At 40.4% G+C, this 25,543-nt stretch carries 25 protein-coding genes and 1 tRNA gene; 21 read left to right on the top strand and 5 right to left on the bottom strand.

Going from position 1 to position 25,543, the window contains the following annotated elements; genetic code table 11:
- Both mltG and tmk read left to right on the top strand, forming a co-directional pair.
- Positions 1-1,065, top strand: a complete 1,065-nt coding sequence (gene mltG / locus F952_RS13520; RefSeq protein WP_004928746.1) for an endolytic transglycosylase MltG — start codon at positions 1-3, stop codon at positions 1,063-1,065.
- Positions 1,066-1,074: 9 nt separating this feature from the next.
- The gene (gene tmk / locus F952_RS13515) at positions 1,075-1,683 is read left to right on the top strand and encodes a dTMP kinase (RefSeq protein WP_004928742.1); all 609 of its coding nucleotides are present in this window, start codon (positions 1,075-1,077) and stop codon (positions 1,681-1,683) included.
- Between the two features lie 20 nt (positions 1,684-1,703).
- Here the strand turns inward: tmk and nadB are convergent, their stop codons facing one another.
- On the bottom strand, positions 1,704-3,344 hold the full coding sequence (gene nadB, locus F952_RS13510) for an L-aspartate oxidase (RefSeq protein ID WP_026056818.1): 1,641 nt from the start codon (positions 3,342-3,344) through the stop codon (positions 1,704-1,706).
- Positions 3,345-3,568: 224 nt separating this feature from the next.
- Between nadB and F952_RS13505 the strand changes: the two genes are divergently transcribed.
- From F952_RS13505 to miaE, 11 genes are all read left to right on the top strand, one after another.
- The gene (locus F952_RS13505; protein WP_026056819.1) at positions 3,569-4,951 is read left to right on the top strand and encodes a Do family serine endopeptidase; all 1,383 of its coding nucleotides are present in this window, start codon (positions 3,569-3,571) and stop codon (positions 4,949-4,951) included.
- Between the two features lie 108 nt (positions 4,952-5,059).
- On the top strand, positions 5,060-5,509 hold the full coding sequence (locus F952_RS13500) for an acyl-CoA thioesterase (RefSeq protein WP_004928733.1): 450 nt from the start codon (positions 5,060-5,062) through the stop codon (positions 5,507-5,509).
- Positions 5,510-5,764: 255 nt separating this feature from the next.
- Entirely contained in the window at positions 5,765-7,582 is a 1,818-nt protein-coding gene (gene lepA / locus F952_RS13495) for a translation elongation factor 4 (protein WP_004928731.1), read from the top strand.
- An 18-nt stretch (positions 7,583-7,600) separates the two neighbouring features.
- Entirely contained in the window at positions 7,601-8,428 is an 828-nt protein-coding gene (lepB, locus tag F952_RS13490; RefSeq protein ID WP_004928728.1) for a signal peptidase I, read from the top strand.
- A 24-nt stretch (positions 8,429-8,452) separates the two neighbouring features.
- Positions 8,453-8,830: a DUF4845 domain-containing protein gene (locus tag F952_RS13485; RefSeq protein ID WP_004928724.1), complete on the top strand. Its 378-nt coding sequence runs from the start codon at positions 8,453-8,455 to the stop codon at positions 8,828-8,830.
- The gene (rnc, locus tag F952_RS13480) at positions 8,802-9,494 is read left to right on the top strand and encodes a ribonuclease III (protein ID WP_004928722.1); all 693 of its coding nucleotides are present in this window, start codon (positions 8,802-8,804) and stop codon (positions 9,492-9,494) included. The genes F952_RS13485 and rnc overlap by 29 nt, the downstream gene beginning before the upstream one ends.
- Before the next feature lie 11 nt (positions 9,495-9,505).
- Positions 9,506-10,537, top strand: coding sequence for a GTPase Era (gene era, locus F952_RS13475; RefSeq protein ID WP_171056927.1), 1,032 nt, complete (start codon positions 9,506-9,508; stop codon positions 10,535-10,537).
- Positions 10,538-10,549: 12 nt separating this feature from the next.
- Complete coding sequence (locus tag F952_RS13470) at positions 10,550-10,750, top strand: NF038104 family lipoprotein (protein WP_004928719.1); 201 nt, start codon at positions 10,550-10,552, stop codon at positions 10,748-10,750.
- Between the two features lie 11 nt (positions 10,751-10,761).
- Positions 10,762-11,472 (top strand): DNA repair protein RecO, encoded by a 711-nt coding sequence (recO, locus tag F952_RS13465; protein WP_004928716.1) that lies wholly within the window; start codon positions 10,762-10,764, stop codon positions 11,470-11,472.
- A 13-nt stretch (positions 11,473-11,485) separates the two neighbouring features.
- Positions 11,486-12,211, top strand: a complete 726-nt coding sequence (gene pdxJ / locus F952_RS13460; protein ID WP_004928715.1) for a pyridoxine 5'-phosphate synthase — start codon at positions 11,486-11,488, stop codon at positions 12,209-12,211.
- A gap of 10 nt (positions 12,212-12,221) precedes the next feature.
- Positions 12,222-12,878, top strand: coding sequence for a MiaE family protein (miaE, locus tag F952_RS13455; RefSeq protein WP_004928713.1), 657 nt, complete (start codon positions 12,222-12,224; stop codon positions 12,876-12,878).
- Between the two features lie 106 nt (positions 12,879-12,984).
- On the opposite strand, the gene F952_RS13450 is transcribed toward miaE, so the two are convergent.
- Positions 12,985-13,060, bottom strand: a tRNA-Asn gene (locus F952_RS13450).
- Between the two features lie 238 nt (positions 13,061-13,298).
- Between F952_RS13450 and F952_RS13445 the strand changes: the two genes are divergently transcribed.
- A complete protein-coding gene (locus tag F952_RS13445) occupies positions 13,299-13,724 on the top strand; it encodes a hypothetical protein (RefSeq protein WP_004928710.1) in 426 nt (141 codons plus the stop codon).
- Between the two features lie 108 nt (positions 13,725-13,832).
- On the opposite strand, the gene F952_RS13440 is transcribed toward F952_RS13445, so the two are convergent.
- Complete coding sequence (locus F952_RS13440) at positions 13,833-15,065, bottom strand: pyridoxal phosphate-dependent aminotransferase (RefSeq protein WP_004928707.1); 1,233 nt, start codon at positions 15,063-15,065, stop codon at positions 13,833-13,835.
- A 213-nt stretch (positions 15,066-15,278) separates the two neighbouring features.
- Here F952_RS13440 and F952_RS13435 point away from each other — a divergent pair, with 213 nt between their 5' ends.
- Positions 15,279-15,461: a hypothetical protein gene (locus F952_RS13435; protein WP_004928706.1), complete on the top strand. Its 183-nt coding sequence runs from the start codon at positions 15,279-15,281 to the stop codon at positions 15,459-15,461.
- A 323-nt stretch (positions 15,462-15,784) separates the two neighbouring features.
- Here the strand turns inward: F952_RS13435 and F952_RS13430 are convergent, their stop codons facing one another.
- Both F952_RS13430 and F952_RS13425 read right to left on the bottom strand, forming a co-directional pair.
- Positions 15,785-17,209: a sensor domain-containing diguanylate cyclase gene (locus F952_RS13430; RefSeq protein WP_026056820.1), complete on the bottom strand. Its 1,425-nt coding sequence runs from the start codon at positions 17,207-17,209 to the stop codon at positions 15,785-15,787.
- Between the two features lie 148 nt (positions 17,210-17,357).
- A complete protein-coding gene (locus F952_RS13425; RefSeq protein ID WP_004928701.1) occupies positions 17,358-18,152 on the bottom strand; it encodes an A1S_2505 family phage non-structural protein in 795 nt (264 codons plus the stop codon).
- A 221-nt stretch (positions 18,153-18,373) separates the two neighbouring features.
- On the opposite strand from F952_RS13425, the gene F952_RS13420 reads away from it, so the two are divergent.
- The 6 genes from F952_RS13420 to F952_RS13395 all read left to right on the top strand — a co-directional run bounded on the left by F952_RS13420 (position 18,374) and on the right by F952_RS13395 (position 25,536).
- On the top strand, positions 18,374-19,066 hold the full coding sequence (locus F952_RS13420) for an SDR family NAD(P)-dependent oxidoreductase (RefSeq protein WP_004928698.1): 693 nt from the start codon (positions 18,374-18,376) through the stop codon (positions 19,064-19,066).
- Positions 19,067-19,152: 86 nt separating this feature from the next.
- Positions 19,153-21,174, top strand: a complete 2,022-nt coding sequence (uvrB, locus tag F952_RS13415; RefSeq protein WP_004928695.1) for an excinuclease ABC subunit UvrB — start codon at positions 19,153-19,155, stop codon at positions 21,172-21,174.
- Positions 21,175-21,301: 127 nt separating this feature from the next.
- Complete coding sequence (locus F952_RS13410; protein ID WP_004928694.1) at positions 21,302-21,892, top strand: lipocalin family protein; 591 nt, start codon at positions 21,302-21,304, stop codon at positions 21,890-21,892.
- 112 nt (positions 21,893-22,004) lie between these two features.
- Complete coding sequence (gene rarD, locus F952_RS13405) at positions 22,005-22,937, top strand: EamA family transporter RarD (protein WP_004928692.1); 933 nt, start codon at positions 22,005-22,007, stop codon at positions 22,935-22,937.
- A 246-nt stretch (positions 22,938-23,183) separates the two neighbouring features.
- Positions 23,184-24,641: a glyceraldehyde-3-phosphate dehydrogenase gene (locus tag F952_RS13400; RefSeq protein WP_004928690.1), complete on the top strand. Its 1,458-nt coding sequence runs from the start codon at positions 23,184-23,186 to the stop codon at positions 24,639-24,641.
- 157 nt (positions 24,642-24,798) lie between these two features.
- Positions 24,799-25,536: a hypothetical protein gene (locus F952_RS13395; protein WP_004928688.1), complete on the top strand. Its 738-nt coding sequence runs from the start codon at positions 24,799-24,801 to the stop codon at positions 25,534-25,536.
- Positions 25,537-25,543 lie beyond the last annotated feature (7 nt).

Below are 25,543 nucleotides of genomic sequence, written 5' to 3'. Positions count from 1 at the left end.
ATGCCCAAGCAGCCCACAAAACCCAAAATGAAGAAAAAACCGCAGCCTCAAACAGAGTCATGGTTTAAAACAAACAAATGGCTAATGGCAGCGCTCGTCTTGTTATGTGTGGTTGGTATTGTGCTATGGGCAAATTTGTTTAAGCCTTATCCGATTGATGGTAAAAGGCAGATGTTGGCGATTGCGCCAGGCGATACCTATACACGCTTTATAGATCGCATGGAGAAAGATGGAAAGATCAGTTTGCCGATTGTGCTTAAAATTTATCAAAAATTTCTCATTCATGACAGTTTAAAGGCAGGTGTGTACGAAATCCGTCAAGGGATGAGTATTCGCCAAGTGATGGTAATGCTGTCCAATGCAGAAAATGCGCAGATGAACCGAATTTTGGTGATTGAGGGAACAACATTCAAACAGTTGATTGAGAATCTTAAAAAAGATCCACTCGTGACCAAAACTGTAGTGAATTTACCGTATTCCGAGATGTTAAAAGCTTTGGATATTCCTTACCAACATCCAGAAGGCTTATTTGAACCGAATACCTACTTTTTTGCAAAAGGTGAGACGGATAAGAAAATTTTGACTGATCTGTATCGTTATCAAATGAAAACCCTGAATGAAGAATGGCAGAAGCGTGCTCGTGATCTTCCTTATAAAAATAAATATGAAGCATTAATTATGGCTTCGATTATTGAAAAAGAAACCAGTATCGATTCAGAGCTTGAACAGGTTTCGGGTGTATTTGTACGTCGTTTAAGACTCGGGATGCGCTTGCAAACGGATCCGACCGTAATTTATGGCATGGGCGATCGATATCAAGGCAAAATTAGCCGTGAGGATTTACGAACAGCAACGGCCTACAATACCTATACCATGGCGGGGCTTCCTCCAACGCCAATTGCTTTGCCAGGCAAAAAAGCAATTGCGGCTGCCATGCATCCAGATCAGTCAGACAATATTTATTTTGTGGCAACAGGTAATGGCGGACATAAATTTAGCGCCAATTTACAAGACCATAATCAAGCGGTTCAACAATACTTGTCCGTGTTAAGATCGAAAAATTAAGGAGCCTGCATGTTTATTAGTTTTGAAGGCACGGAAGGTGTAGGTAAAACCACGCTGATTCGTAAGTTGTATGAACATTTCGAAGCTTCAGGAAAACAGGTTGTTTTGACCCGTGAGCCAGGTGGAACACCGCTGGCAGAGCAGATTCGTAGTCTGTTACTTGCGGTAAATCATGATGAGCCGATGAGTTCAGATACTGAGCTATTACTGATGTATGCAGCGCGTGCCCAGCACTTACAGCAAGTCATTGTACCTGCATTGGCAGATGAAAAATTAGTATTGAGTGATCGCTTTACTGATGCCAGCTATGCCTATCAATGTGTAGGTCGGGGATTGAGTAAAGATAAACTGAATACCCTCAATCAGACTTTTGTTTCCCATATGCCAGACATTACCTTCTGGCTAGATGCACCCATTGAATTAGGCATGTCGCGAGCGCGTGAGCGGGGTGCTCTTGATCGCTTTGAGCAGGAAAAAGTTGAGTTTTTTCAACGTGTAAGACAGGGATATCAGCAGTTGCATGAATTATATCCCGAGCGTATCAAACGTCTGGATGCGACACAGGCCCCTGAAATTGTTTTTCAGGAAGCGCTTGAGCATATACAGGCACTGGTATAAATACAGCGCCTGTATATCCGTTAAAGCGTATTGACCGGAATTTGTTTAACTTCAAAATTTGGCGGTGTTAAAACCGTCTTTTTGAGTTGTTGTTCAAGCTCAGGATAGTCCAGTGTATAGTGCAAACCGCGGGACTCCTTGCGTTGCATGGCACAACGTACAATCATCTCTGATACAAGTACTAAATTGCGCAATTCAATCAAGTTCTTGCTGACACGGTAATCCTGATAGTATTCGGTGATTTCACGCTTTAGCATTTCGATACGATGTAATGCGCGTTGTAGACGCTTGGTGGTGCGTACGATCCCCACATAGTTCCACATGGTGGAACGTAATTCATCCCAGTTTTGTAGAATGACTACATCTTCATCGGCATCTGTAACTTGAGAGTCATCCCACTCTGGAATGTTAGGTAAATTAAAATCCTGCTCAAACTTTTGTTGAATATCTTCTGCGGCACTCAAGCCATAAACAAAGCATTCCAATAAAGAGTTACTGGCCATACGATTTGCACCATGCAAACCAGTGTAGGATGTTTCACCGATAGCATATAAGCCTTCGATATCCGTCTGGCTCTGTGCATTTACCACGACCCCACCACAGGTATAATGCGCGGCAGGTACAACAGGGATCATATCTTTGGTGATATCGATGCCAAGTTCTAATAGCCGTGTATACAGGGTTGGAAAATGTTGCTGAATAAATTCAGCAGATTTGTGTGTAATATCTAGCCACACATGGCGGATGCCTAGGCGTTTGATTTCATAATCAATTGCACGAGCTACAATGTCGCGTGGTGCAAGTTCTGCCCGCTCATCAAAGCGGAGCATAAATCTTTCGCCATCTGGCAAGCGCAAGTAAGCACCTTCGCCACGCATGGCTTCGGTAATTAAAAATGAACGCGCTTGTGGGTGATATAAACAAGTCGGATGGAATTGATTAAATTCCATATTTGCGACTCGGCAACCCGCGCGATAGGCCATCGCAATACCATCACCTGTTGCAATATCAGGATTTGATGTATATAGATAAGCTTTCATCGCGCCGCCACAAGCCAGAGCGATAAAAGGAGCTAAGAAGGTGTGGACTTTTTCATTTTGTTCATCCAGTACATATAAACCGACAGCACGATTATCTTGCTGGATATGGCCTAGTTTATGTAATGTAATGATATCAATTGCAATAAAATTTTCAAAAATCGTCAGATTGGATGCTTCTTTGGCACGTTGCACCAATGTGGTTGAAATTGCTTTTCCCGTAGCATCTGCTGCATGAATAATACGTCGCTGCGAGTGACCACCCTCACGTGTCAAATGTAATTGATCATCTTCATCAAGTGTGAATTCCACACCATGCTTCAATAAAAAATTGACTGATGGACGACCACCTTCCACGGTTTGTTTGACCGCATCAAGCTCACATAAATGAGCACCTGCAATCATCGTGTCATCAATATGCTGTTGAATAGAGTCGGTTTTATCCAAAACCGCCGCAACACCGCCTTGTGCATAAAAGGTGCTTGCTTCAGTAAGGGAAGATTTCGCTAATATTGCGATTTTATAATGGCTTGGCAATGAAAGAGCAAGACTCAGACCAGCCCCACCACTTCCAACAATCACCACATCAAAATGATGAGTGGAATCTAAATTAGACATGTCCATCAGCTAATTTTAAAAAAGTTTGTTAATAACACCGCTTTTTTTTGAAAAAGGCAAGACACAATAGACTTAAATATGAGTCAAATTTTCAATAATATTTCAGTTTTGTAACGGAAAACTAAGGTGTTGTTTTGTCGATACTAATTAAACATATTATTACGGAAATGAATGAAATCTTATGATAAAAACAATTTCAATCAAGTAAATTGTGCATGGGTATGGTTTTTATGAAAAGCGGTTTTCTACAAAAAGGGATGTATGCGGTTGCTTTCACCATGGTCACTGTACAGGCCGAAGCAGCAGCACCAGTTGACTTTTCAAATTTGGTTGAGCAGGTGAGTCCTGCGGTGGTCAGTGTCAGTGTTGTCAAAAAAATGACCCAAGAAGAACTATTACAGCAGCAAGTTCCTGAAATATTACGTCGTTTTTTTGGCAATCAGGTTGTGATTCCACAGCAGCAAGCACCTCAAGAAAAAACAGGTTATGGCAGTGCCTTCTTTATTAGTAAAGATGGATATTTGCTCACCAATCATCATGTTGTAGAAGATGCTTCACGTATCACCATTACTTTAAATGACCGTCGCGAAATAGATGCTAAAGTTGTGGGAAGTGACGAGCGTACAGACGTTGCATTACTTAAAGTCGAAGGAAACAATTATCCTGCTTTAAAAATTGGCAATGTGGATCAATTAAAAGTCGGACAGCCCGTTTTGGCGATTGGTTCGCCTTTTGGATTTGACTACTCTGCATCGGCTGGAATCGTGAGTGCTAAATCAAGAAATATGATTGGAGAAACCTCAGTTCCTTTTATTCAAACTGATGTTGCTTTAAACCCAGGTAATTCGGGGGGGCCGTTGTTTAATCAACAGGGTGAAGTGGTTGGTGTGAATTCCAGAATCTTTAGTGGTACTGGTGGGTATATGGGACTTTCGTTTTCTATCCCAATCGATGTGGCAATGGATGTTGCGCAACAGTTAAAAACTACGGGTAAAGTGACGCGTTCGTATTTGGGTGTGATGCTGCAAGATATTGATCGCAATTTGGCAGATGCCTACAACTTACCGAAACCAGAAGGTTCACTGATCAATCAGGTCGCGCCAAACTCTCCAGCAGCCAAAGCTGGTCTAAAAGCAGGCGATATTATTATGAAATATAATGGTAGCCCAATTTCAAGAACATCACAGTTGTTAAATTATCTAAATCGTACCATGCCAAAACAGGTGATACAGCTAGAAATACTGCGTGATGGTAAACCATATAATATTTCCGCAACATTGACCACAGCACCTGATGACACACCAGCGACAGGTGAAAAAGCATCTGCTGCAAATGGCCCGCTGTTGGGTATGGCAATCCGTAATCTGACTGAAACCGAACAGGCGCGCCTGGATGTTCGGGGAGGAATCTTTGTAGAGGATGTCACACGTGGTGGTTTAGCTGCAATGTCTAATATCATGCCTAGGGATGTAATCACGCAAGTAAATAGTACCGCGATTCTTAACACCAATGATTTTTCTAAAGCAGTGGCGACTTTACCCAAAAATTCAGTAGCTCGTATCGCCTTAATTCGTCAGGGACAAAGGGCAATGCTCGGTTTACGTATCAAGTAAATATGTGTATTCAGATGAAAAAGCCACTTTTAAAAGTGGCTTTTTCATAAAAAAAATCGCGTAAGATAGTGCTCAGTTATAAAGTTTACCAAGCGATAGATGTAAAACATGAGTGCTATTTTTGATTTACGGTTAGAAGTACGTCCCGAACATATTGATCAACTTGGTCATGTAAATAACGTAATATACGTGCAATGGATGCAAGACGTTGCAACTCGACACGTTGATGTTTTGGGTCTTGGCTTAAAACAATATCTGGAATTGAACCATGCGATGGTGGCGGTAGAACATCATGTGCAATATCGTAAGGCTGCTTTTGAAGGAGATCAGCTGATTTTACGTACATGGCTCGATGCAATTGATAGTCTTTATTTATCACGACAATACGTATTTTATCGTCCAGAAGATCACAGTGTTTTATTTGTGGCTAAAACTAAATGGGCATGTGTAGAAATAAATACGGGACGTCCAAAAAGAATGTCCCCTACGTTTATGCACGCCTATCAGCCATTATCTGCTCAGGTTAATCCTCTCGATTTTACACATGATTATACTTAAACCCTCATTGATTAAGATGGAGTAAGGTTACGGCTGCTATTCAATATATGTAAATCATGTAAGCGTGAATTGATTAGAGCAAAGTTCGGGAGTAGGGCGGCTTGTGAGGATTACTTTGTGAAATGCACTTGTTCACACTATATTTTTAATGTGTGGTTGCTTATACTGTGCAGCAATTCAGGACAGTCCTCTTTTACATCTTGCATGCTGTGTTAAGTATTGCGTTTTAAGGTGTACTTTTTTTCAGAGTAATCTATGGCATCGGCTAAAAAATCCGTTGATATCAAAAATATTCGTAACTTCTCGATCATTGCTCACATTGATCACGGCAAGTCCACTCTTGCTGACCGGTTTATTCAAATGTGTGGTGGTCTTCAAGATCGGGAAATGCAGGCTCAGGTATTGGATTCAATGGAACTTGAGCGGGAACGTGGGATTACCATTAAAGCAGCATCGGTAACGCTCTATTACACGCATCCGAATGGGCAAGAATATCAGCTTAACTTTATTGACACGCCAGGACACGTCGACTTTTCATATGAAGTGTCACGTTCACTCGCAGCTTGTGAAGGCGCACTGCTGGTGGTGGATGCAGCTCAGGGCGTTGAAGCTCAATCTGTAGCCAACTGCTATACCGCTATTGAGCAAGGACTCGAAGTTTTACCTATTTTAAATAAAATTGATTTGCCTCAGGCCGAGCCAGAACGCGTTATCCACGAAATCGAAGAGATTATTGGTATTGAAGCCACTGATGCACCAACTTGTTCAGCGAAAACTGGCCTCGGGGTTGAAGGTGTACTTGAGCGCTTGGTGGATGTGATTCCAGCGCCAGAAGGTGATCGTGATGCACCATTGCAAGCCCTGATTATCGATTCATGGTTCGATAATTATTTAGGCGTTGTGTCTTTGGTACGTATCAAGCAAGGTCGTATTCGTAAAGGCGACAAAATGCTGGTGAAGTCGACAGGCCAAGTACATCCTGTTACTTCGGTTGGTGTATTTAATCCGAAGCATAGCGAAACCGATATTCTTGAAGCGGGTGAGGTTGGTTTTGTAATTGCAGGTATTAAAGATATTTTTGGTGCACCAGTGGGTGATACCATCACACTTTCTTCTACACCTGAAGTGAAAACCTTACCTGGTTTTAAAAAGGTGAAACCACAGGTGTATGCGGGTCTTTTCCCGATTGACTCAAGTGATTTTGAACCATTCCGTGAAGCCTTACAAAAACTGCAAATCAATGACTCCGCGCTATTTTTTGAACCTGAAAGTTCAGATGCGCTTGGCTTTGGTTTTCGCTGTGGCTTCCTGGGTATGCTGCACATGGAGATTGTACAAGAACGTCTTGAGCGTGAGTATGATCTTGATCTGATCAGCTCTGCACCAACCGTAGTTTACGAAGCACTGACCAAGAAAGGCGATACAATTTACATTGATAGCCCATCTAAAATGCCAGATGCCAGCACTGTAGAAGACTTGCGTGAGCCGATTGCGGAGTGTCATATTTTGGTTCCTCAGGAATATCTGGGCAATGTGATGACCTTGTGTATCGAGCGTCGTGGTGTTCAAAAAGATATGAAGTTCTTGGGAAATCAGGTTTCAGTGACCTTCGAAATTCCAATGGCAGAAGTGGTCATGGATTTCTTTGATAAATTGAAATCATGTTCACGTGGCTTTGCATCGTTGGATTACAACTTTGTACGATTTGAAAGTTCATCTTTGGTTAAGGTAGATGTGCTAATTAATGGCGAAAAGGTCGATGCTTTGGCTATGATCTGTCACCGTCAAGATGCACGTCATCGTGGTATTGCACTGGTTGAAAAGATGAAAGATCTGATTCCACGTCAAATGTTTGATGTTGCGATTCAGGCTGCAATTGGTGCACAAGTGATTGCGCGCTCTACAGTGAAAGCAATGCGTAAAAACGTATTGGCGAAATGTTATGGTGGTGACGTTTCTCGTAAGAAGAAATTGCTTGCGAAACAAAAAGAAGGTAAGAAGCGTATGAAACAGGTGGGAAGTGTTGAAATCCCGCAAGAAGCCTTCTTAGCTGTACTTAAAGTAGAGAGATAACCCGTTTAGGATTCGCCCATGGATTTTGATTTTAATTTGATTCTCGTTCCAGTCACGCTACTGTTTTTTATTGTGTGGCTTTTGGATAAGCTGGTTTTAAAACAACGCGCCACAAAAGGACGAGACAACGAAAACTTTATCATTACTTGGGCGTATGACTTCTGGCCTGTTTTGGCTGTGGTATTGGTACTTCGTTCGTTTATTATCGAGCCGTTTAATATTCCTTCGGATTCGATGGTGCCAACACTAGAAACTGGTGATTTTATTCTGGTTAACAAATACGATTATGGTGTGCGTTTGCCGATCATCAACAAAAAAGTGATTGATGTGGGTGAGCCAGAACGTGGTGATGTAATTGTTTTCCGTTATCCGCCACAACCGACCATTAGTTACATCAAGCGTGTTATTGGTTTACCTGGAGATCATATTGTGTATGATCACGGTCAATTAAGTATTAATGGACAAAAAGTTGCTAAAGTGCCGACGCAGTTTAGCCGTCCTAAAGATATTCAAGATACTCCAACCTCGATTTATCACAAAGAAACCATTGGCAAGCATACTTTTACCATGCGTGAACTAGAAGGCGTCAATATTGCGCGTCAGGCACCTTTTATTAATTATATTGACAATGGTAAGTATTCAACTGAAGATGGTTTGTATTGGGAAGTGACTGTACCAAAAGGACATTATTTTGCGATGGGTGATAATCGCGATCAGAGTGCGGACAGTCGTTTCTGGGGATTTGTACCTGAAGAAAATCTGACTGGTCGTGCATTCTATATCTGGATGCATAAAGAGCCAGGCTTTAAGATTCCATCTTTTAACCGAAATGGTACAATTGACTAAAACTAAAAATCAGGAAAATAACAAATGCGGAAGTCTCAGCGGGGTGCTTCGTATTTAGGAATTTTTTTTGGGGTTATTGTATTTGCTTTGGTTGTAAAAGCAGCCATTGCACTTGCGCCTGCCTATTTGGATGATCGAATCATCAACAATCAGATTGAAGAGCTTTTGCAAGAAAGCTCTGGCAATACTACGGTTGAAAAGTTTGATTCGCAAATGAATCAACGCCTTGATATGAATAACATTCGTGATTTGAATTTTAGGGAAATTGCGAAAGTTACCATTAACAAAGGTGGTTTACATATCGTAAAACAGTATGAAGTGAGGAAGTCTTTCTTGCTGAATATTGATTTAGTGTTAAAGTTTGAGAAAAGTTTTGATCAAAACTCAGTCCAAGCTCAGTGATCCTCGATTACAGAGTCGGATCGGTTATGAGTTTAAGCAGTTGGAACTACTTCAACTCGCGTTGACTCACCGGTCTGTTAGCCATAAATACAATTATGAGCGCCTAGAGTTTCTGGGCGATTCATTGTTGGGGATGATTATTGCCAATTATCTCTATCAAGCCTATCCGCATGAAAATGAAGGCCGTTTGACGCGTATGAGAGCGACTCTCGTTCGTCAGGAGGCACTTGGTAAGATTGCAAATGATTTGAAACTTAGTCGCTGTTTAATATTAAGCACGGGTGAATTAAAATCAGGGGGACATCATCGTGAGTCGATTCTTGCCGATACGGTCGAAGCGATTATTGGTGCGATTTATGTCGATAGTAATGATTTGAATTTATTAAAAAATATTGTACTAAAATGGTATATACCATATTTAGATCATATTGAACCAACGGATCAGTTAAAAGATCCAAAATCACGCTTACAAGAGTATTTACAAGCACGTAAAAAACCTCTCCCTGTTTACGAGGTTGTAGATATTCAAGGTGATGCACCAAACCAGCACTTTAAAGTGGTATGCTTAGTTGAAGGATTACCACGTGTGATGGGTGAGGGCTCAAGTCGTCGTTTTGCAGAGCAAACAGCAGCGGCGGAAATTTTAAAGTTATTGGAGCAGTAAGTTGCATGTCGATGCATTCTGATCAAGTCAATCCAGATTCTCATGAGAACAATGACGAAACTCAATCACCAAATATGATTGATCAATTTTTTAGCGCTGCCGGAACGGAAATTCCTTCCGACTTCAGAAGTGGTTTTGTCGCTATTGTCGGACGTCCAAATGTTGGAAAGTCTACATTGATGAACCACTTGCTTGGACAAAAACTATCCATTACTTCACGTAAGCCGCAAACGACACGTCACAAGATTGTAGGTATTGATTCTCGTGAAAAGTCTCAGGCAGTATATGTAGATACGCCAGGGATGCACAAAAAAGAAGTGCGTGCGATCAACAAAATGATGAATCGTGCTGCACATTCTGCACTTCGTGACGTCAATCTAGTGTTATTTGTGGTCGATATTCATAAGTGGACACAGAATGATGATTTGGTACTAGAAAAACTGAAAAATGCAGAAATGCCAGTGATTCTTGTGATTAATAAAGTCGATACGCTTGAAGATAAAAAGAGCTTGTTACCTCTCATTCAAGAGCGTACCAAGCTCATGAATTTTGCAGAAATTATTCCAGTTTCGGCCTTGCGCGGTGCCAATCTTGATCAATTGCGCGATACTGTAGAAAAATATTTGCCATTTCAGCCACCATTATATTCACTTGATCAAATTACAGATCGTTCAGAGCGTTTTCTTGCCAGCGAAATTATTCGTGAAAAAATCATGCGACAGCTTGGTGAAGAACTCCCTTATGATTTGACAGTACAAATTGAATCATTTAAGACAGAAGAACCGACCGTCAGTGAAAAGACAGGGCGCTTAAAACCTGCCTGTACTTATATTGATGCGACGATTTTTGTTGAACGTGCAGGTCAGAAGGCCATTGTGATTGGTGAAAAGGGCGCGAAATTGAAGCGGATTGGAATGGAAGCGCGTACAGACATGGAAAAAATGTTTGAACAAAAGATCATGCTCACGCTTTGGGTGAAAGTCAAAGGTGGTTGGTCTGACGATGAGCGTGCGCTTAAGAGTCTTGGTTATAGCGACATTTAAAGAGAACACAAGATGACAGTCATGATTCGTTGTATTGCAATACTTGGTTGTGTTTTACTCTTACAAGGATGTATTACCAAAATCGTGACTGTTCCAGTCAAGGTCGCTTACAAAACCACTAAAGGTGTTGTAAAAGGAACTGCTGCGGTAGTTGGTGCAGTTATTCCTGATGGAGATGATGACGATGCAAAAGATCAGAACAAAAAGGATTAATCGTCTTTTTTATGCGAAATGAAGTTCTGCATGGCTATTTGATTCATCATCGTCGATATCGAGAAAAAAGCCATATTGTTCATTTGTTTACCGAAGAATATGGTCGTATCGACGGGATTTTGAGGCAAATACCTCCACCGCAATATCAACCTATTACCTTACAGGCTACAGGCAAAGGTGAGCTTAAAAACTTTACCAAGCTGGAGATTATGAATTATCCAGTATTTTTTCATGGTGATGCTTTTTTTGCTGGTTTTTATTTAAATGAAGTGCTGCTGCGTTTGTGCCCGCTTGAAGAGGCAATGCCCCAGACTTTTCAGCAATATCAGATCATTTTGCAACAGCTTCAGTTGCTTAACCAACATCAACAACCAGCCATTTTTTTAAAGCAAATTTTAAGACAATTTGAACACGTACTCTTACAAGAACTAGGATATGCCATCGATTTTGAAATAGATTGTAATCAGAATCAAATTAACCCATTAGCGTCATATCAATTTCAACCGACAGAAGGTTTCTTACCTGTTTCACAGCAGAGCCATTTGACTGTGTCAGGACAATTGATTTGCTGCATGCAAAATTATCAGGCAGGACAAGAATTTTCTACGGAACAATTACAATTATTGGGTAAACTATACCGTCAAATGATTACATCTTTGTTGGGTGATCGACCTTTAAAGAGTCGCCAACTTTGGATTCAAAATACTCAATCTCATTCGTAAATAGGATTTTTTTATGGCTGCATTGCTTGGTGTCAATATTGATCATGTAGCGACCTTGAGACAGGCGAGAGGAACACGTTATCCAGATCCAGTGAGTGCTGCTTTGGTATGTGAGCAGGCAGGTGCTGAAGGAATTACTTTGCATCTACGTGAAGACCGTCGTCACATTCAGGATGATGATGTGCGTCGTATGCGTCCATTGCTTAAAACACGCATGAATCTAGAACTGGCAGTGACTGATGAGATGATTGCCTTTGCCAAAGAAATTCAGCCACAGCACGTCTGCTTTGTACCTGAGCGTCGTCAGGAAGTCACCACAGAAGGTGGTCTGGATGTAGTCGGCCAGTTTGAAAAAGTCAAAGCGGCAACTCAAACGTTAGCGGCAGTGGGATGTGATGTTTCCCTATTTATTGATGCTGATCTTGCGCAAATTGATGCTGCGATTGCATGTGGTGCGCCAACCATTGAGTTACATACGGGTGCATATGCAGATGCTGAAACTGAAGAGCAGCAACAGGCAGAGTTGCAACGTATCATTGAAGGGGTTGAGTATGCAGCCAGCAAAGGATTGGTGGTTAATGCAGGGCATGGTCTGAACCTTGATAATATCACGCCAATTGCAGCGATTCCGCAAATTCATGAGCTGAATATTGGTCATTCAATTATTGCGGATAGTGTGTTTGTTGGATTGGCGCAAGCTGTACAGCATATGAAAGCTGCGATTCAGGCAGCACGATAAGAGATTGAAGATGTCGAATCCGAACTATGATGAATTGATGCAACCTGTAATCGCATTTTTGGGTTGTGAAACACCTCAAGCATGGTTAGATGAAGCGGTGAATAATCTTGAGCTATTAATGCAGGATCATGCCAATTGCGAAAAGAAGGCAGCAGGTACAGCCATGAACCTGATGTTCCGTTATAGTTTTTTTACCGACTTGCAGGTGAAGCTGGCTCAGCTTGTACGCGAAGAAATGTTGCATTACGAGCAAGTGCTTGAGTTTATGAATAAGCGTGGACAAGCATGGAAAGCGGTAAGTGCTGGTCGTTATGCAGGCGAGCTACGTAAAGAAATTCGAACCTATGAACCAGAAGCTTTGATTGATGTGTTGGTGGTGGGTGCATTTGTAGAAGCACGCTCATGTGAACGTTTTCATGCATTAGCACCTTTGGTTGATGAAGAACTCGGACGTTACTATCGTTACTTGCTCAAGTCTGAATCACGGCATTTTGAAGACTATTTGGCCTTGGCACTTGAAGTTGCCAAAACCGCAAAAATGAAAAATCCAGAAGAAGATATCGAGCAGCGTATTCAGCGTATTCGTGAAGTAGAAAATAATCTAATTTCAACGCCTGATGATGTTTTTCGTTTTCATAGTGGCGTGCCTCCATTTAAGGCGGCTTAACTATTTAGTTTGATTAAAATCTCTGCATGTTTGCAGGGATTTTTTATGTGTTTAATTTAAATAAGCAAAAAAAAGCCCGCTTTAATGCTGCGGGCTTCTTTGAATTTGGCTCTCCCACCTGGGCTCGAACCAGGGACCTGCGGATTAACAGTCCGTCGCTCTACCGACTGAGCTATGGGAGAATCTGAATGCGATTATAAGGGGATTTTAATTGTGGTCAAGCCAAATTTGTCATCTTTGCTTCATTTAAGGTGTGTATGCTTTTTATTTGAGCAAAACGGCTCAAAATATGAATACCGCTTGCACAGCACGAAAATCACTGATATGTTTTATTCAAAAGAACGTTCAGATGGTCATCTGAACAGTGTGGATTTAACCAACTTGCCAGCACTTAAATGGCTAAACCGGAGGGCGATCTCTATGCCAAATCTTCAAATCGAACATATTTTTTCTCAATTTGCCTTTTATCAAAAAAATTACCTGAATATTATCCAGGATCCTGATCAATACTACCAATGTGTATCTGATGCACATATTCATTTTTCTGTATTCAGTGAAGAAAAAATTTATTTAGGTGATTTATTGCAGCTATGGTTTGGCGATAAATGGACCGAACATCAAGTTAAGACATTACATGATGCCAAAGATCATTTATGGGAGCGTGCTTCTGAAAGTTGGCACAATTCACTTTTCCTATTCAGTATAGAACGTCCAGGGCTTTTTTCTTCGGCACATGCTTATGCGTGGAGTACCGAAGAACAGCAGATCAAACAGATTTCGATTGATCATACCTTTCCCTATTATTGTCATTATTTGAGTTTGTCTCGTCCAAAACGCTATAGCTAAGGTGTTATATACCTGTGTGCCATACAAAATTGAGTCGTACAGAATAGTTTGAACAAAATATGAAATAAAAAAACCTATCCGAAGATAGGTTTTTTTATTTAGATACGATTAAGCATTCTTTTCAGCTTCGATGGAAGCAATTGCAGCATCAATACCTTCAATTGAGTCTGCCGCTTTTTTGATACGTGCTAGCGCATCGACTAAAACGTCATCTGCTGTTGCATACGAAATACGCATAAAGCCACCCAAACCAAATGCATCACCTGGTACTACGGCTACGCCTGTTTCTTCGAGTAACCATTCAGAAAATTCTGTGCAAGATTTCAAACCTTTCGCACGAATGAGAGGGCGGATATTGGCATAAGCATAAAATGCGCCGTCTGCTGGTAAGCAAGAAATACCATGAATTTCATTTAAACCGTTTACTACGAGGTCATGACGACGTTTAAATGCTTCAATCATTGGCTCAAGAACATCTTGTGGGCCATTCAATGCAGCTTCAGCAGCCACTTGTGAAATTGACGTTGGATTAGATGTCGATTGAGACTGGATTTTTTTCATGGCACCAATGATTTTTGCAGGACCTGCTGCATAACCAATACGCCATCCTGTCATCGCATAGGCTTTAGATACGCCATTTAATACCAGTGTACGATCGTAAAGATCTGGTGCAACAGTGGCAATGTTGTAGAACTCATCTTCCCAGCGGATTGGTTCATACATGTCGTCAGATGCGATATATACTTGTGGGTGCTTACGCAAAACGTCAGCCAATGCTTCAAGCTCAGCTTTGGTGTAAATCATACCTGTCGGGTTTGAAGGGCTGTTTAATACCAATAAGCGCGTGTTTGGAGTGATTGCTGCTTCAAGCTGTTCTGGCGTGATTTTAAAACGTTGATCTTCACCACATTTCACAATAACAGGGGTGCCTTCCGCAATAATTACCATATCTGGATAGCTGACCCAGTAAGGTGCAGGAATAATGACTTCATCACCTTTATTTAACAATGCTAATGCAAGGTTAAAGAATGATTGCTTACCACCACATGAAACCAGAATCTGGTTTGCTTGGTAGTCAAGATTATTATCACGTTTAAATTTTGCAATAATTGCTTTTTTCAGGCCTGGCGTACCATCAACTGCTGTGTATTTGGTAAAACCATTATTAATGGCTTCAATAGCAGCATCTTTGATGTGTTGCGGGGTATCAAAATCTGGTTCACCTGCGCCCAAACCAATCACATTTTTACCCGCAGCTTTAAGCTCAGCCGCTTTATTGGTAACAGCAAGAGTTGGGGACGGTTTGATGGCATTCACACGATCAGACAGACGTACGTCCACGGCAATATTCCTTCTTATGGGATTAAAAAATAAAAGCACACTATCTTAGCCCAAAATGAGTTACTGGTGTCTCATTATCAAAACAAAAATCAAAAAATCTCGTTTCATTTGAATCAAATTACATATCTAAGCCCACCTTTTAAGATTTTTAAAAGCATCAAGTCGCAAAATCATTTAAAATAGAAAAATATCAAGAAAACTTGAGTAACAAACATGAGTGAAGCGAAGCCAACAGCCAAAAAAGCTTTGGTAAAATTACCATTCCCAATGCCTAAAGCAGATGAGCAAGACGGAGAGGATGCAGTGCATAACCAAGTCCGTCCTAAGCCAGAGCAATATGCAGATCGTACATGGATGCCACCACGTGGTACACGTCGTTCAATGGGTAAGCGTTAAATAAATAGATCGATTGTTAATCACAATCTGTCAATTTAAAAACTCCAGCGCATTGCGTATGGAGTTTTTTATTGGGAAATATTCTTGAAGATATTCCATGCTAGAGTGATATAATATAACAATAAAGCTTTTGTCGTATGTAGGTTGTTTCTTCGTTTAAAAGTCCAAAAAACATGCTTTTACTAATTGTTAGATTGTACGCCGTTACTGCAAATTGTATGTGATCCAAATCAAATCGATGTTTTAAAGCAGGTTAAGAATAATCGTTTGTTTATAGTGTGCTACAACATTTGTTTTTAAGGCAAATGCTATAGCATATTGGTTTACTGGATATGATAGTCCCTTTTCTTTTTATACATGTCTTGATCGGCACGCTTTAGCATATCTTCTATACTTTCGTTGTGCTGAGTGGTCGCATATCCAATTGCAATACTAATGGGTTGGCTTGAGTAAAATTGGTTATCGATATTAAGCAACTCATAAATGGTTTGTAAGATCTGCATTACTGCAGTTTCTTCGGTACCAGGCATGAGAATCACAAATTCATCTCCCCCAATACGTGAAGCGGTATAAGAGGTTTGCTGAATGGCTTGAGTCAAGATATGACCAACACGGCGCAATAAATCATCGCCTGCATCATGCCCAAGATGATCATTGACGTCTTTTAGCCCATTCATATCCAAAAAGATACACGAAACAGGACGTACAATACTTCGTTCCAGGCGGTTAATCTCTTCTGTGTAGAAAGAACGGTTGTGTAGTTTGGTCAGCACATCATGTTTGCCAAGATATTCCAGATAATTTTCAGCTTTCTTGCGCGCTGTAATATCTGTAAGCGCCACCTGCACCACACTCCAGTTGTGTTCATAACCTGGAAAGACGGTAAATTGAAGTAAAACATTACGGATACTTCCATCGAGTGCATAATTGATGGCTTCACGCTGATGATGGATATTACCTTTCCATAGTTCTATTAATTGTTCTCTAAATGTTGATGCCATTTCCTTGGCGAAGATCTTGTGAGTGTTTTTAAGTAGTGTGGCTTTATCTGGTGCTTGAAAGAGATCAAGCGTGGCCTGATTGACATCCAGAATAAGAATATCTTCGACGCATTGGTTGACAAATTCTGGATGAACGTCCAGAAAGGTTCTGAAATCATCAATACCAATATCACGTAACTGATCAAGACGCATTTTTACCCGAGTAAAATCTTCGACCCAAAGCGATGTAGGCGAGTAGTTAAAGCGTGATTCTGCCAAACGCCGATTTTTTTCTTCAAGTCGAAGCGCATTTTGATAGTTGGTCACATCTTCTGTGGTGAGTAAAACCCTTGAGAGACAATTTTCATAGCCTGGTAAAATCTGACCATGTAATTGAATGTCCAGCCGTTTTCCTGAAAGGGTATAATTGACCGCCTGACTCGAAAATTGAGTTTTTCCATCCCATAAATCGACCAGTTCATATAAATGCGAGTGTAGCATATCTTGCTGAAAAATCTGATGAAGCTGTGAACATAGTTCTTGCTGAGAAGATGCTTCAAACAGATCAAGCGTTTTTTGATTGATTTTTATTACTTTAATTTTATGGGCGCATGATCTTACCCGTTCCAAATCTTCACTTAAAAAAGCCTTTAAATCTACAACACCTTGTGATCGCCATAGATCAAACTGGATTTTGATCTGGCTATAATCCTCAAGCCACATAGGGATAGGAGCAAGATCAAAAATAGAGGCATCCAAATTTTGCATTGAGTTTATATCTTTAAGCATGAATGCTAGGCAGTATAAAGTGAAGCTTTTGGCTTTAAAATAGCCAGATGAAGATTAGTGACTAAGAATAATATTGTGTAATAAATTACAACACTATTCTTTATTTTTTTCTCCTCTGACTCAAAGATTAGATCCGTCGAACAGGATGTTGGATTTCAATCTCGTCGCGCCAGAGTTTAATGAAATCTTGTTCATCAAAATCATAAAGTTCCATCAGGGCAACAATGACACTCACAAAAGTCATGGCACCTTCGGTATTACCATGAAAATTAAAAATCTTGCCATTCAGCTTACCCAGAATATCCTGAAGTTCGTATTCTCGCCCACGGCCATAACGGTCTCGTGGATATAAATCTTCATTCAACACAATTAAGGCAATTGCTTTTTCAGCAGGATCCAGATCAGTTTTATCGAGCGCTTGTTCAAAGGATTCACTGCCATGATCGAAATAGAAAATGACATCATCATTAATAAATGCTCTAACCATATGCGCAGTCAAATTAGGAAATTGTGAAATCGCATTTTCATCAATATAGGGTTTAAATGATTCGGGGAAAATCACATTGTTTTGGATGCCTTTAAATAAAGGTGCAATCTCGGACACTTTATAACCTGCGATACCACAACCCAAAGCGGTGAGGAAGTATTTCATTTTTACATGATTGGCCGCATAGATTTTAAAATCGTCAATATAATGTTCAATCTGTGATAACGGCATCTGTTGCTCGTGTTCATTTAAAGTTGGAATGGCAAAACTTTGTCCAGCCCAACCTCGACCAACACCTGTGACTGCACCAAAATGCTGATAGGCAACCCGTGCTGCGCCATGTGTATGCTGTCCTGCCATGTTACTCCCAAACACAAAAACAGTGTCTTCTGGAAGTTCAGTTACGATGCTTTCATCATGGTATTGGTAAGTCATAGGAAATACATTGTTATTGATCTTATTTTCATGTTGCAACTGATTTGAGATAGGGTCAAGTAAAAAGATTTGGGTTCTATCTTATAAATTTTATTTTTGTTTGTTCATTTTGAAATATTGCAATAGATGAGAATTCAGCCATTTTGATGAGTGACATAAATTTCACATCGATTCATCTAAAATGTACCCAAAATTTATGAATACAAGAACAAGAGAGATTTATGAGCATTGTTATTGCAGGTGCATCAATAGGAATAGGACAAGCGCTTTATCAGCAATTGAAACGCGAGTCTTTAGATGCCGTTTACACAATTAGCCGTCGGAATACAGGAAGCTCGAATTTACAGGCGGATTTGTCTAATCCTGCTGATATCGCGCGTGTACGAGAATTTTTACAGGAGATTCAACCTTCACAGGTTTTTTGTTGTGCTGGACAACTACATGATCAAGATCATATGCCAGAGAAGCGTTTAAGCCAGATAAATGATGAGTGGATATTCCAGTCTTTGAGGGCAAATCTTTTAAGTCATATTCACTTGGCTCAGGCGCTTGATCCAATCTTGACCAGAAAGCATGCTTTAAAATGGATATCGCTTTCTGCAAAAGTTGGAAGTCTTGATGATAATGCCTTGGGTGGTTGGTACAGTTATCGAATGAGTAAAGCTGCGTTGAATATGTTTATTAAAAACTTGAGCATTGAGTGGGCGAGAAAATCATCTGATATTCTGGTGGCAAGTGTACATCCTGGTACCACGGATTCTGAGTTGTCTAAACCTTTTCAGTCTCATATTGTGTCTGATCGGCTTTACACGCCTCAGCAAACGGCAATACGTTTGATTTCGATTATGCAACGTTTATCTTCAGCACAGCATGGTAAATTACTACATTGGGATGGCAGTGTTATTGCATATTGAATGCGATGGCTAAGCCTTGAAAAATCAGAATTTGACCAGATTAATGTTATAAATCCAATTTAATTTTTTAATCATAGAGAGTGCGTGTGAACGACAACCAACCTTTTGATTTAGTCACAAACTACCAACCTGCTGGTGATCAGCCACAGGCAATTAAAAAGTTGGTCAGCGGAATTGAGCAGGGCAATCGTAATCAGCTTTTGCTGGGCGTTACAGGTTCGGGTAAGACCTATACCATGGCCAATGTTATCGCACAGACTCAGCGTCCGACCATTGTCATGGCACACAACAAAACTCTGGCTGCACAGCTCTATGGCGAGTTCAAGGCATTTTTTCCAAATAATGCAGTGGAATACTTTGTCAGCTATTACGATTATTACCAGCCTGAAGCCTATGTACCATCTTCAGATACTTTTATCGAAAAAGATGCTGCCATCAACGATCATATCGATCAAATGCGACTTTCTGCAACACGTGCCTTACTTGAGCGCCGTGATGCCATTATTGTGGCATCGGTTTCGGCCATTTATGGTTTGGGTGATCCAGAAGCCTACATGAAAATGTTACTGCATGTAGTGGAGGGTGATCGTATAAATCGTGATGATTTGATTCGCCGTTTGGTCGAAATGCAATATACGCGTAATGAACTTGAATTTTTACGCGGTACTTACCGAATTCGTGGCGAAATACTGGATGTATTTCCTGCCGAATCTGATCAATTTGCCATTCGGATTGAACTGTTTGACGATGAGGTCGATTCAATTCGCTGGTTTGATCCTCTGACTGGAAAGATGCAACGTAAAGTACCGCGTGTCACGATTTATCCAAAAAGTCATTATGTGACGCCCAAAGATAATCTTTCCAGAGCAATTGAAACCATTAAGGATGAGTTGCAGGATCAGCTTAAATTTTTCCGAGAGCATGACAAATTGCTTGAGGCGCAGCGAATAGAGCAGCGTACACGTTATGATCTGGAAATGATGCAACAGCTTGGCTATACCAACGGTATCGAAAACTACTCCCGTCATTTATCTGGCCGAAGCCCTGGCGCAGCACCGCCGACATTATTTGATTATATTCCAGAAGATGCATTGCTCATTATTGATGAATCTCATGTGACCGTACCGCAAATTGGTGCAATGTATAAAGGTGACCGTTCCCGTAAAGAAAATCTGGTGAATTACGGCTTTCGTTTACCCAGCGCACTTGATAACCGACCAATGAAATTCGAAGAATGGGAACGAATTGTTCCAACCACGGTATTTGTGAGTGCGACACCAGCAAAATATGAGCTTGAAAAATCAGATCAAATCGTAGAGCAAGTGGTTCGACCAACTGGATTGATTGACCCTGAAATCGAGATTCGACCCGTCTTGACCCAAGTGGATGATGTGCTGTCTGAAATCAATATTCGTAAAGAAATGGACGAACGCGTATTGATTACCACGCTAACAAAGCGAATGGCAGAAGATCTGACTTCATATTTGAAAGAATATGGCGTTAAGGTGGCTTATCTACACTCAGATATTGACACGGTCGAGCGCGTTAAAATTATTCATGAACTACGCACTGGTGTTTATGACGTATTGGTTGGCATTAATTTGCTACGTGAAGGTCTGGATATGCCAGAAGTGTCACTGGTCGCCATTTTGGATGCAGATAAGGAAGGATTCTTGCGTTCGGAGCGGTCTTTAATTCAGACCATTGGTCGTGCTGCGCGTAATATTAAAGGCAAGGCAATTTTGTATGCAGACCGAATGACAGACTCTATGCAAAAAGCGATTGATGAAACTGAACGACGTCGTGAAAAACAAATCGAATTTAATAAAATTCACGGCATTACCCCACGCAGTGCTGTACGTCAAAAAGTAAAAGAAATTGACACTGGCGAAGTCTTTAACGACGATGACATTGAAGGCAAGATTTCGGAACAGGCGCGAGCACTAAGTGCAGATGAGCGCCATATTTTGGCTGATCCTAAGTTGTTTGCAAAACATATGAGCAAACTTGAGAAGGAAATGCTAAAAGCATCTAAAGAATTACAGTTTGAGCAAGCTGCGCGATTACGTGATGAAATTTTACGCCTGAAAGCACAAATGCTGCATTAATCTGCTCATGATGTAGAAATAACGTTAAGTGCTACATATTTCTACATTATCTGCATAAAAAACAAGCTAATGTAGCAACTAGATCTTTATAAGATATGGTCAGTATATAAATTCTGAGGAAATTATAATGCCATTATATAAAAATGTCCCGAAAGGGAGTTGGCGTTTAGCAAAAATTATATTGGGTGGAGCTGCCTTAACAGGTTTGGCTGTTGCAACTGTTGCCTATGCACAAAATAAACCGCTTCCAACAGTTGAGCGTGTTGAACTGGATAAGTATCTGGGGGTTTGGTACGAGATTGCGCGTAAACCACTTTACTTTGAAAATAAATGTGCAAAAAATATTACCGCCACATACACCTTGAACGAAAATGGCAATATTGTGGTAGATAACCAGTGTGTTGGGAAAGATGGTCAGCAGCATCAGTCACTGGGTGAAGCCTTTGTTGTTAATCCGCCTTACAATTCAAAACTTAAAGTCAGCTTCTTACCTGAAGTGGTACGTTGGGTACCTGTTGCGCGCGGCGATTACTGGATTTTAAAGCTCGATGAGCACTATCAAACCGTGCTGGTTGGTGAGCCTTCTAGAAAATACTTGTGGATTTTATCCAGAACGCCTCAACCTTCTGAAGAGGTGATGAATGAATACCTGAGTTATGCCAAATCACTTGGATATGATCTTAAAGATTTAATCCGAGCAGAACATACTTCGGAATAACGAATTTTGGTAAACAAGAAAAACCATGCTTTGCATGGTTTTTCTTTAACTGAGGTCTTAAATTCAGTATGGTACAGGTTGTTTTTTTATTATTTGGTCAACTGGGGGCTAGATGTTTCAGGGCGTGTGTTTATCGGTTTTGGCATCAGTCACCTTTGGGGTACTTTACTTTTATACGCAACTACTAACAGGCTTTGGCTCCGAACAAACATTTGGCTGGCGTATGATTTCAACCCTGCCTTTTTTAACGCTGTTAATGTGGATGATTGGCGATTTACATTACATCAAACAGGTCTTAACTCAAATCAAAAAAAATCCGTGGTTTATTTGGCTTTTAATCGTGTCATCTGTACTGGTGTCTTTGCAACTCTGGTTGTTTTTGTGGGCACCCATGAATGGCCGTGGCTTAGAGGTATCATTAGGATATTTTTTATTGCCTCTGGTTTTAGTGCTGATAGGCAGTCTGTTTTATAAAGAGAAACTATCTCGATTTCAACAAATCGCAGTGCTCTTGGCGATATTAGGTGTAGCGCATGAAATTTGGCAGCAGGGCACAATCGCTTGGGAGACCGCACTGGTTGCAGTAGGGTACTCGGCTTATTTCTTTTTACGCAAAAAAATGAAAACAGATCATTTAGGTGGGTTTTGGTGGGACATTGTGATTATTCTCCCAATCGCTTTTTATTTTGTATTCATGCCAACCGATATTTCCCAACCATGGCCGCTTTCTTGCTTGGTCTGGATTCTGGCTGGTCTTGGTTTTTTAAGTGCGCTGGGGTTGGGAAGCTATATTCTGGCAAGCCGTTTTTTACCCATGGTGCTTTTTGGTCTTTTGAGCTATTTGGAACCTATTTTACTGGCGTTAGTGTCTCTAATGCTGGGAGAAAAAATCTCGTCTCAAGAGTGGTTAACCTATATCCCGATCTGGGTTGCGGTATTGTTATTGGTGATTGAGGGTGCAATTCATTTATACCAACAGAAACAAAAATCCATAATGCTTGAGCGAAATCTGGAATGCTATCAGAACCGAATTGATGAAAAATAATGGATAAGATGGAAAAATGACCATATTTATCTATTTTAGTCAAATTTTAAACAGAGGATGATTTTTTTAAAAAATATTAGTAATAAATTCTAAAAAATATTTTCAATCATTTTATAAATTTATACCAAATATATAAAAAAATATAGGCATATCGTTAAGTGCTGGATTTAATCTTGGCGCTATTTGATTTACAATTATCGCGTTTTCAAATTCACGCCTAGATAACATTAATTAGAGGACGTATCTGTGAGCAAAGAAACCATCATCGCCCTACATGCAGACCATCAAGGACGTTGGAAGAATCGCGAAGAAATTGCAGAGCATATGATCGCCTTGATCGGTCAGTTATATCGCGAAAAGAATATTGTTGTTTCTGTTTATGGTCGTTCTTTAATCAACCGTTCAGTGATTCAGATCCTGAAATCTCATCGCCGCACACGTGTGGTGGATGTTGAACTTTCAGTGGTAAATACTTTCCCTATTCTTGAAGCATTGGCAAAAGTAGATAACATTGGTTCAGCAGAAGTAGATATCGGTAAATTGGCTGTTGAATACAAACAGCATGGTGGCGATATTGATGCTTTTGTTGCTCAAGCTGTTGAGTCAATTAAAGGCAATGCATGCTCTGAAGAGCCAAAAGATGTGGTGCTTTATGGTTTTGGCCGTATTGGTCGTATCTTGGCACGTCTCATCATTAGCCAGTCTGGTATGGGTCGTGGCCTAGGGCTTAAAGCAATTGTTGTGCGTAAAAGCTCAGATGGTGATTTGGCAAAACGTGCGTCATTACTACGTCGTGACTCAATTCATGGTTCATTTGACGGTACAATTTCAATTGATGAAGAAAATGAAGCAATCATTGCAAATGGTAACTTTATTAAAGTCATTTATGCCTCTAGCCCGTCTGAAGTTGACTATACCGCCTATGGTATTGACAATGCACTTTTAATTGATAATACAGGTAAATGGCGTGATCTTGATGGTCTAAGCCAGCATCTTAAATGTCCTGGCGTTGCACGTGTTGTGTTGACTGCACCAGGTAAAGGTGACATGAAAAACGTTGTATTTGGTGTAAACCAAGCTGATATTTTAGATGAAGACAAAATCATCTCTGCGGCAAGCTGTACAACAAACGCAATCACTGGTGTACTCAAAGTGATTGATGATAAATATAAAATTTTAAATGGTCATGTTGAAACTGTTCATTCATTTACCAATGATCAGAACCTGATTGATAATTACCACAAGGCAGATCGTCGTGGTCGTGCTGCAACACTGAACATGGTGATTACAGAAACGGGTGCAGCGAAAGCAGTTGCTAAGGCTTTACCAGCGCTTAAAGGTAAATTGACAGGTAATTCGGTACGTGTACCTACACCAAACGTATCTTTAGCCATTCTGAATTTGACACTTGAAAAAGAAGTTGATCGCGACGAAGTGAATGAATACATTCGCCAGATTTCAATCAATTCAAATTTACAAGGTCAGATTGGTTATACCAATTCAACAGAAGTCGTTTCAAGTGACTTTATCGGTTCGCGTACAGCAGGTGTATATGATGCACAGGCAACGATTGCCTCTGGTACTCATTTGACCGCTTATGTGTGGTATGACAATGAAGTAGGCTATAGCTGTCAGGTTCTACGCATTGCAGAGAAAATGTGCGGCGTAAGCTATCCAAAAGTACCTACGCAAATGACAGCTTAATCACGTAATCAATAGATTTAAAAGCTCAGTTTCGACTGAGCTTTTTTGTCAAATGTACATAGTCCTTCATATTTGACACAAAACCCAAGCTGAAACGCCATTAACAATTATGGATAATCTGGCTAAAGTAAAATAAAAAGTCGCAAAGGATATCGCGTTGCAAGTTAAAAAATTGCTCATTGGATTGGCATTTATTGTGTTTGCAAGCCTGATTGGCGTCATGATCGCTATTTGGGTATTTAAACATTTTAATATTTATATACCGCTTGAAAATCAAGCTGTCAGTATTGATTTACAAGAACCTTTACAGGCCAAAGTAAAAATTCAGGATGCACTGGATGTTGATGTCAGTGGTCGTGTCAATGCCACTATTCCAATTCGGGAAGAACTGAATATTCCGCTTACCCAGACGTTAACGCCGCGTGTGTATTTTGATAATCAGGTTCCAATTAAGACGGTCATTCCTGTACAAGAAACACTGAAAGTCGATCAGAACTTACCAATTGACACCAAAGTTCAGGTCAAAATATTAGGAAAAGATATTACTCTGCCACTAAAAGGAACCATTCCAATCAAATTGGATGTACCTTTAAATATTCAGGTACCTCTTGATCAGAGTGTCCATCTTAAATTTGATGCGCCTGTTAAAACTGTATTAAAAGAAAATTTGCATATTCCTCTGGATGCCACCTTAAAAACCAATATTCCAATTCAAGGGCATTTAAATGTGCCAATTAAAACCGCATTGGCTGCATCGGTCGATGTACAAAATACCTTGCCTATCAAAATTAAACAGGGCGAATTAAAAATTCCACTTTCAAGTATTACCCTGCAAAAAGATCAGGCATCTTCAAATAATGTGGCACAAACGCCACCAGCCTCTAAAACAGAGTAGGTGGCAA

Origin of the sequence: Acinetobacter baylyi DSM 14961 = CIP 107474 (assembly GCF_000368685.1) — a bacterium.
In the GTDB taxonomy this organism is placed as follows: Bacteria; Pseudomonadota; Gammaproteobacteria; order Pseudomonadales; family Moraxellaceae; genus Acinetobacter; species Acinetobacter baylyi.
Note: the sequence above shows the minus strand (reverse complement) of the source record. Positions and strands in the feature narration are given on the sequence as shown.

Excerpts from the sequence above, each read along its gene's own strand:
- mltG (WP_004928746.1), top strand. The coding sequence starts at position 1 with ATGCCCAAGCAGCCCACAAAACCCAAAATGAAGAAAAAACCGCAGCCT.
- tmk (WP_004928742.1), top strand. The coding sequence starts at position 1,075 with ATGTTTATTAGTTTTGAAGGCACGGAAGGTGTAGGTAAAACCACGCTG.
- nadB (WP_026056818.1), bottom strand. The coding sequence starts at position 3,344 with ATGGACATGTCTAATTTAGATTCCACTCATCATTTTGATGTGGTGATT.
- F952_RS13505 (WP_026056819.1), top strand. The coding sequence starts at position 3,569 with ATGAAAAGCGGTTTTCTACAAAAAGGGATGTATGCGGTTGCTTTCACC.
- F952_RS13500 (WP_004928733.1), top strand. The coding sequence starts at position 5,060 with ATGAGTGCTATTTTTGATTTACGGTTAGAAGTACGTCCCGAACATATT.
- lepA (WP_004928731.1), top strand. The coding sequence starts at position 5,765 with ATGGCATCGGCTAAAAAATCCGTTGATATCAAAAATATTCGTAACTTC.
- lepB (WP_004928728.1), top strand. The coding sequence starts at position 7,601 with ATGGATTTTGATTTTAATTTGATTCTCGTTCCAGTCACGCTACTGTTT.
- F952_RS13485 (WP_004928724.1), top strand. The coding sequence starts at position 8,453 with ATGCGGAAGTCTCAGCGGGGTGCTTCGTATTTAGGAATTTTTTTTGGG.
- era (WP_171056927.1), top strand. The coding sequence starts at position 9,506 with ATGCATTCTGATCAAGTCAATCCAGATTCTCATGAGAACAATGACGAA.
- F952_RS13470 (WP_004928719.1), top strand. The coding sequence starts at position 10,550 with ATGACAGTCATGATTCGTTGTATTGCAATACTTGGTTGTGTTTTACTC.
- recO (WP_004928716.1), top strand. The coding sequence starts at position 10,762 with ATGCGAAATGAAGTTCTGCATGGCTATTTGATTCATCATCGTCGATAT.
- pdxJ (WP_004928715.1), top strand. The coding sequence starts at position 11,486 with ATGGCTGCATTGCTTGGTGTCAATATTGATCATGTAGCGACCTTGAGA.
- miaE (WP_004928713.1), top strand. The coding sequence starts at position 12,222 with ATGTCGAATCCGAACTATGATGAATTGATGCAACCTGTAATCGCATTT.
- F952_RS13445 (WP_004928710.1), top strand. The coding sequence starts at position 13,299 with ATGCCAAATCTTCAAATCGAACATATTTTTTCTCAATTTGCCTTTTAT.
- F952_RS13435 (WP_004928706.1), top strand. The coding sequence starts at position 15,279 with ATGAGTGAAGCGAAGCCAACAGCCAAAAAAGCTTTGGTAAAATTACCA.
- F952_RS13430 (WP_026056820.1), bottom strand. The coding sequence starts at position 17,209 with ATGCAAAATTTGGATGCCTCTATTTTTGATCTTGCTCCTATCCCTATG.
- F952_RS13425 (WP_004928701.1), bottom strand. The coding sequence starts at position 18,152 with ATGACTTACCAATACCATGATGAAAGCATCGTAACTGAACTTCCAGAA.
- F952_RS13420 (WP_004928698.1), top strand. The coding sequence starts at position 18,374 with ATGAGCATTGTTATTGCAGGTGCATCAATAGGAATAGGACAAGCGCTT.
- F952_RS13410 (WP_004928694.1), top strand. The coding sequence starts at position 21,302 with ATGCCATTATATAAAAATGTCCCGAAAGGGAGTTGGCGTTTAGCAAAA.
- rarD (WP_004928692.1), top strand. The coding sequence starts at position 22,005 with ATGTTTCAGGGCGTGTGTTTATCGGTTTTGGCATCAGTCACCTTTGGG.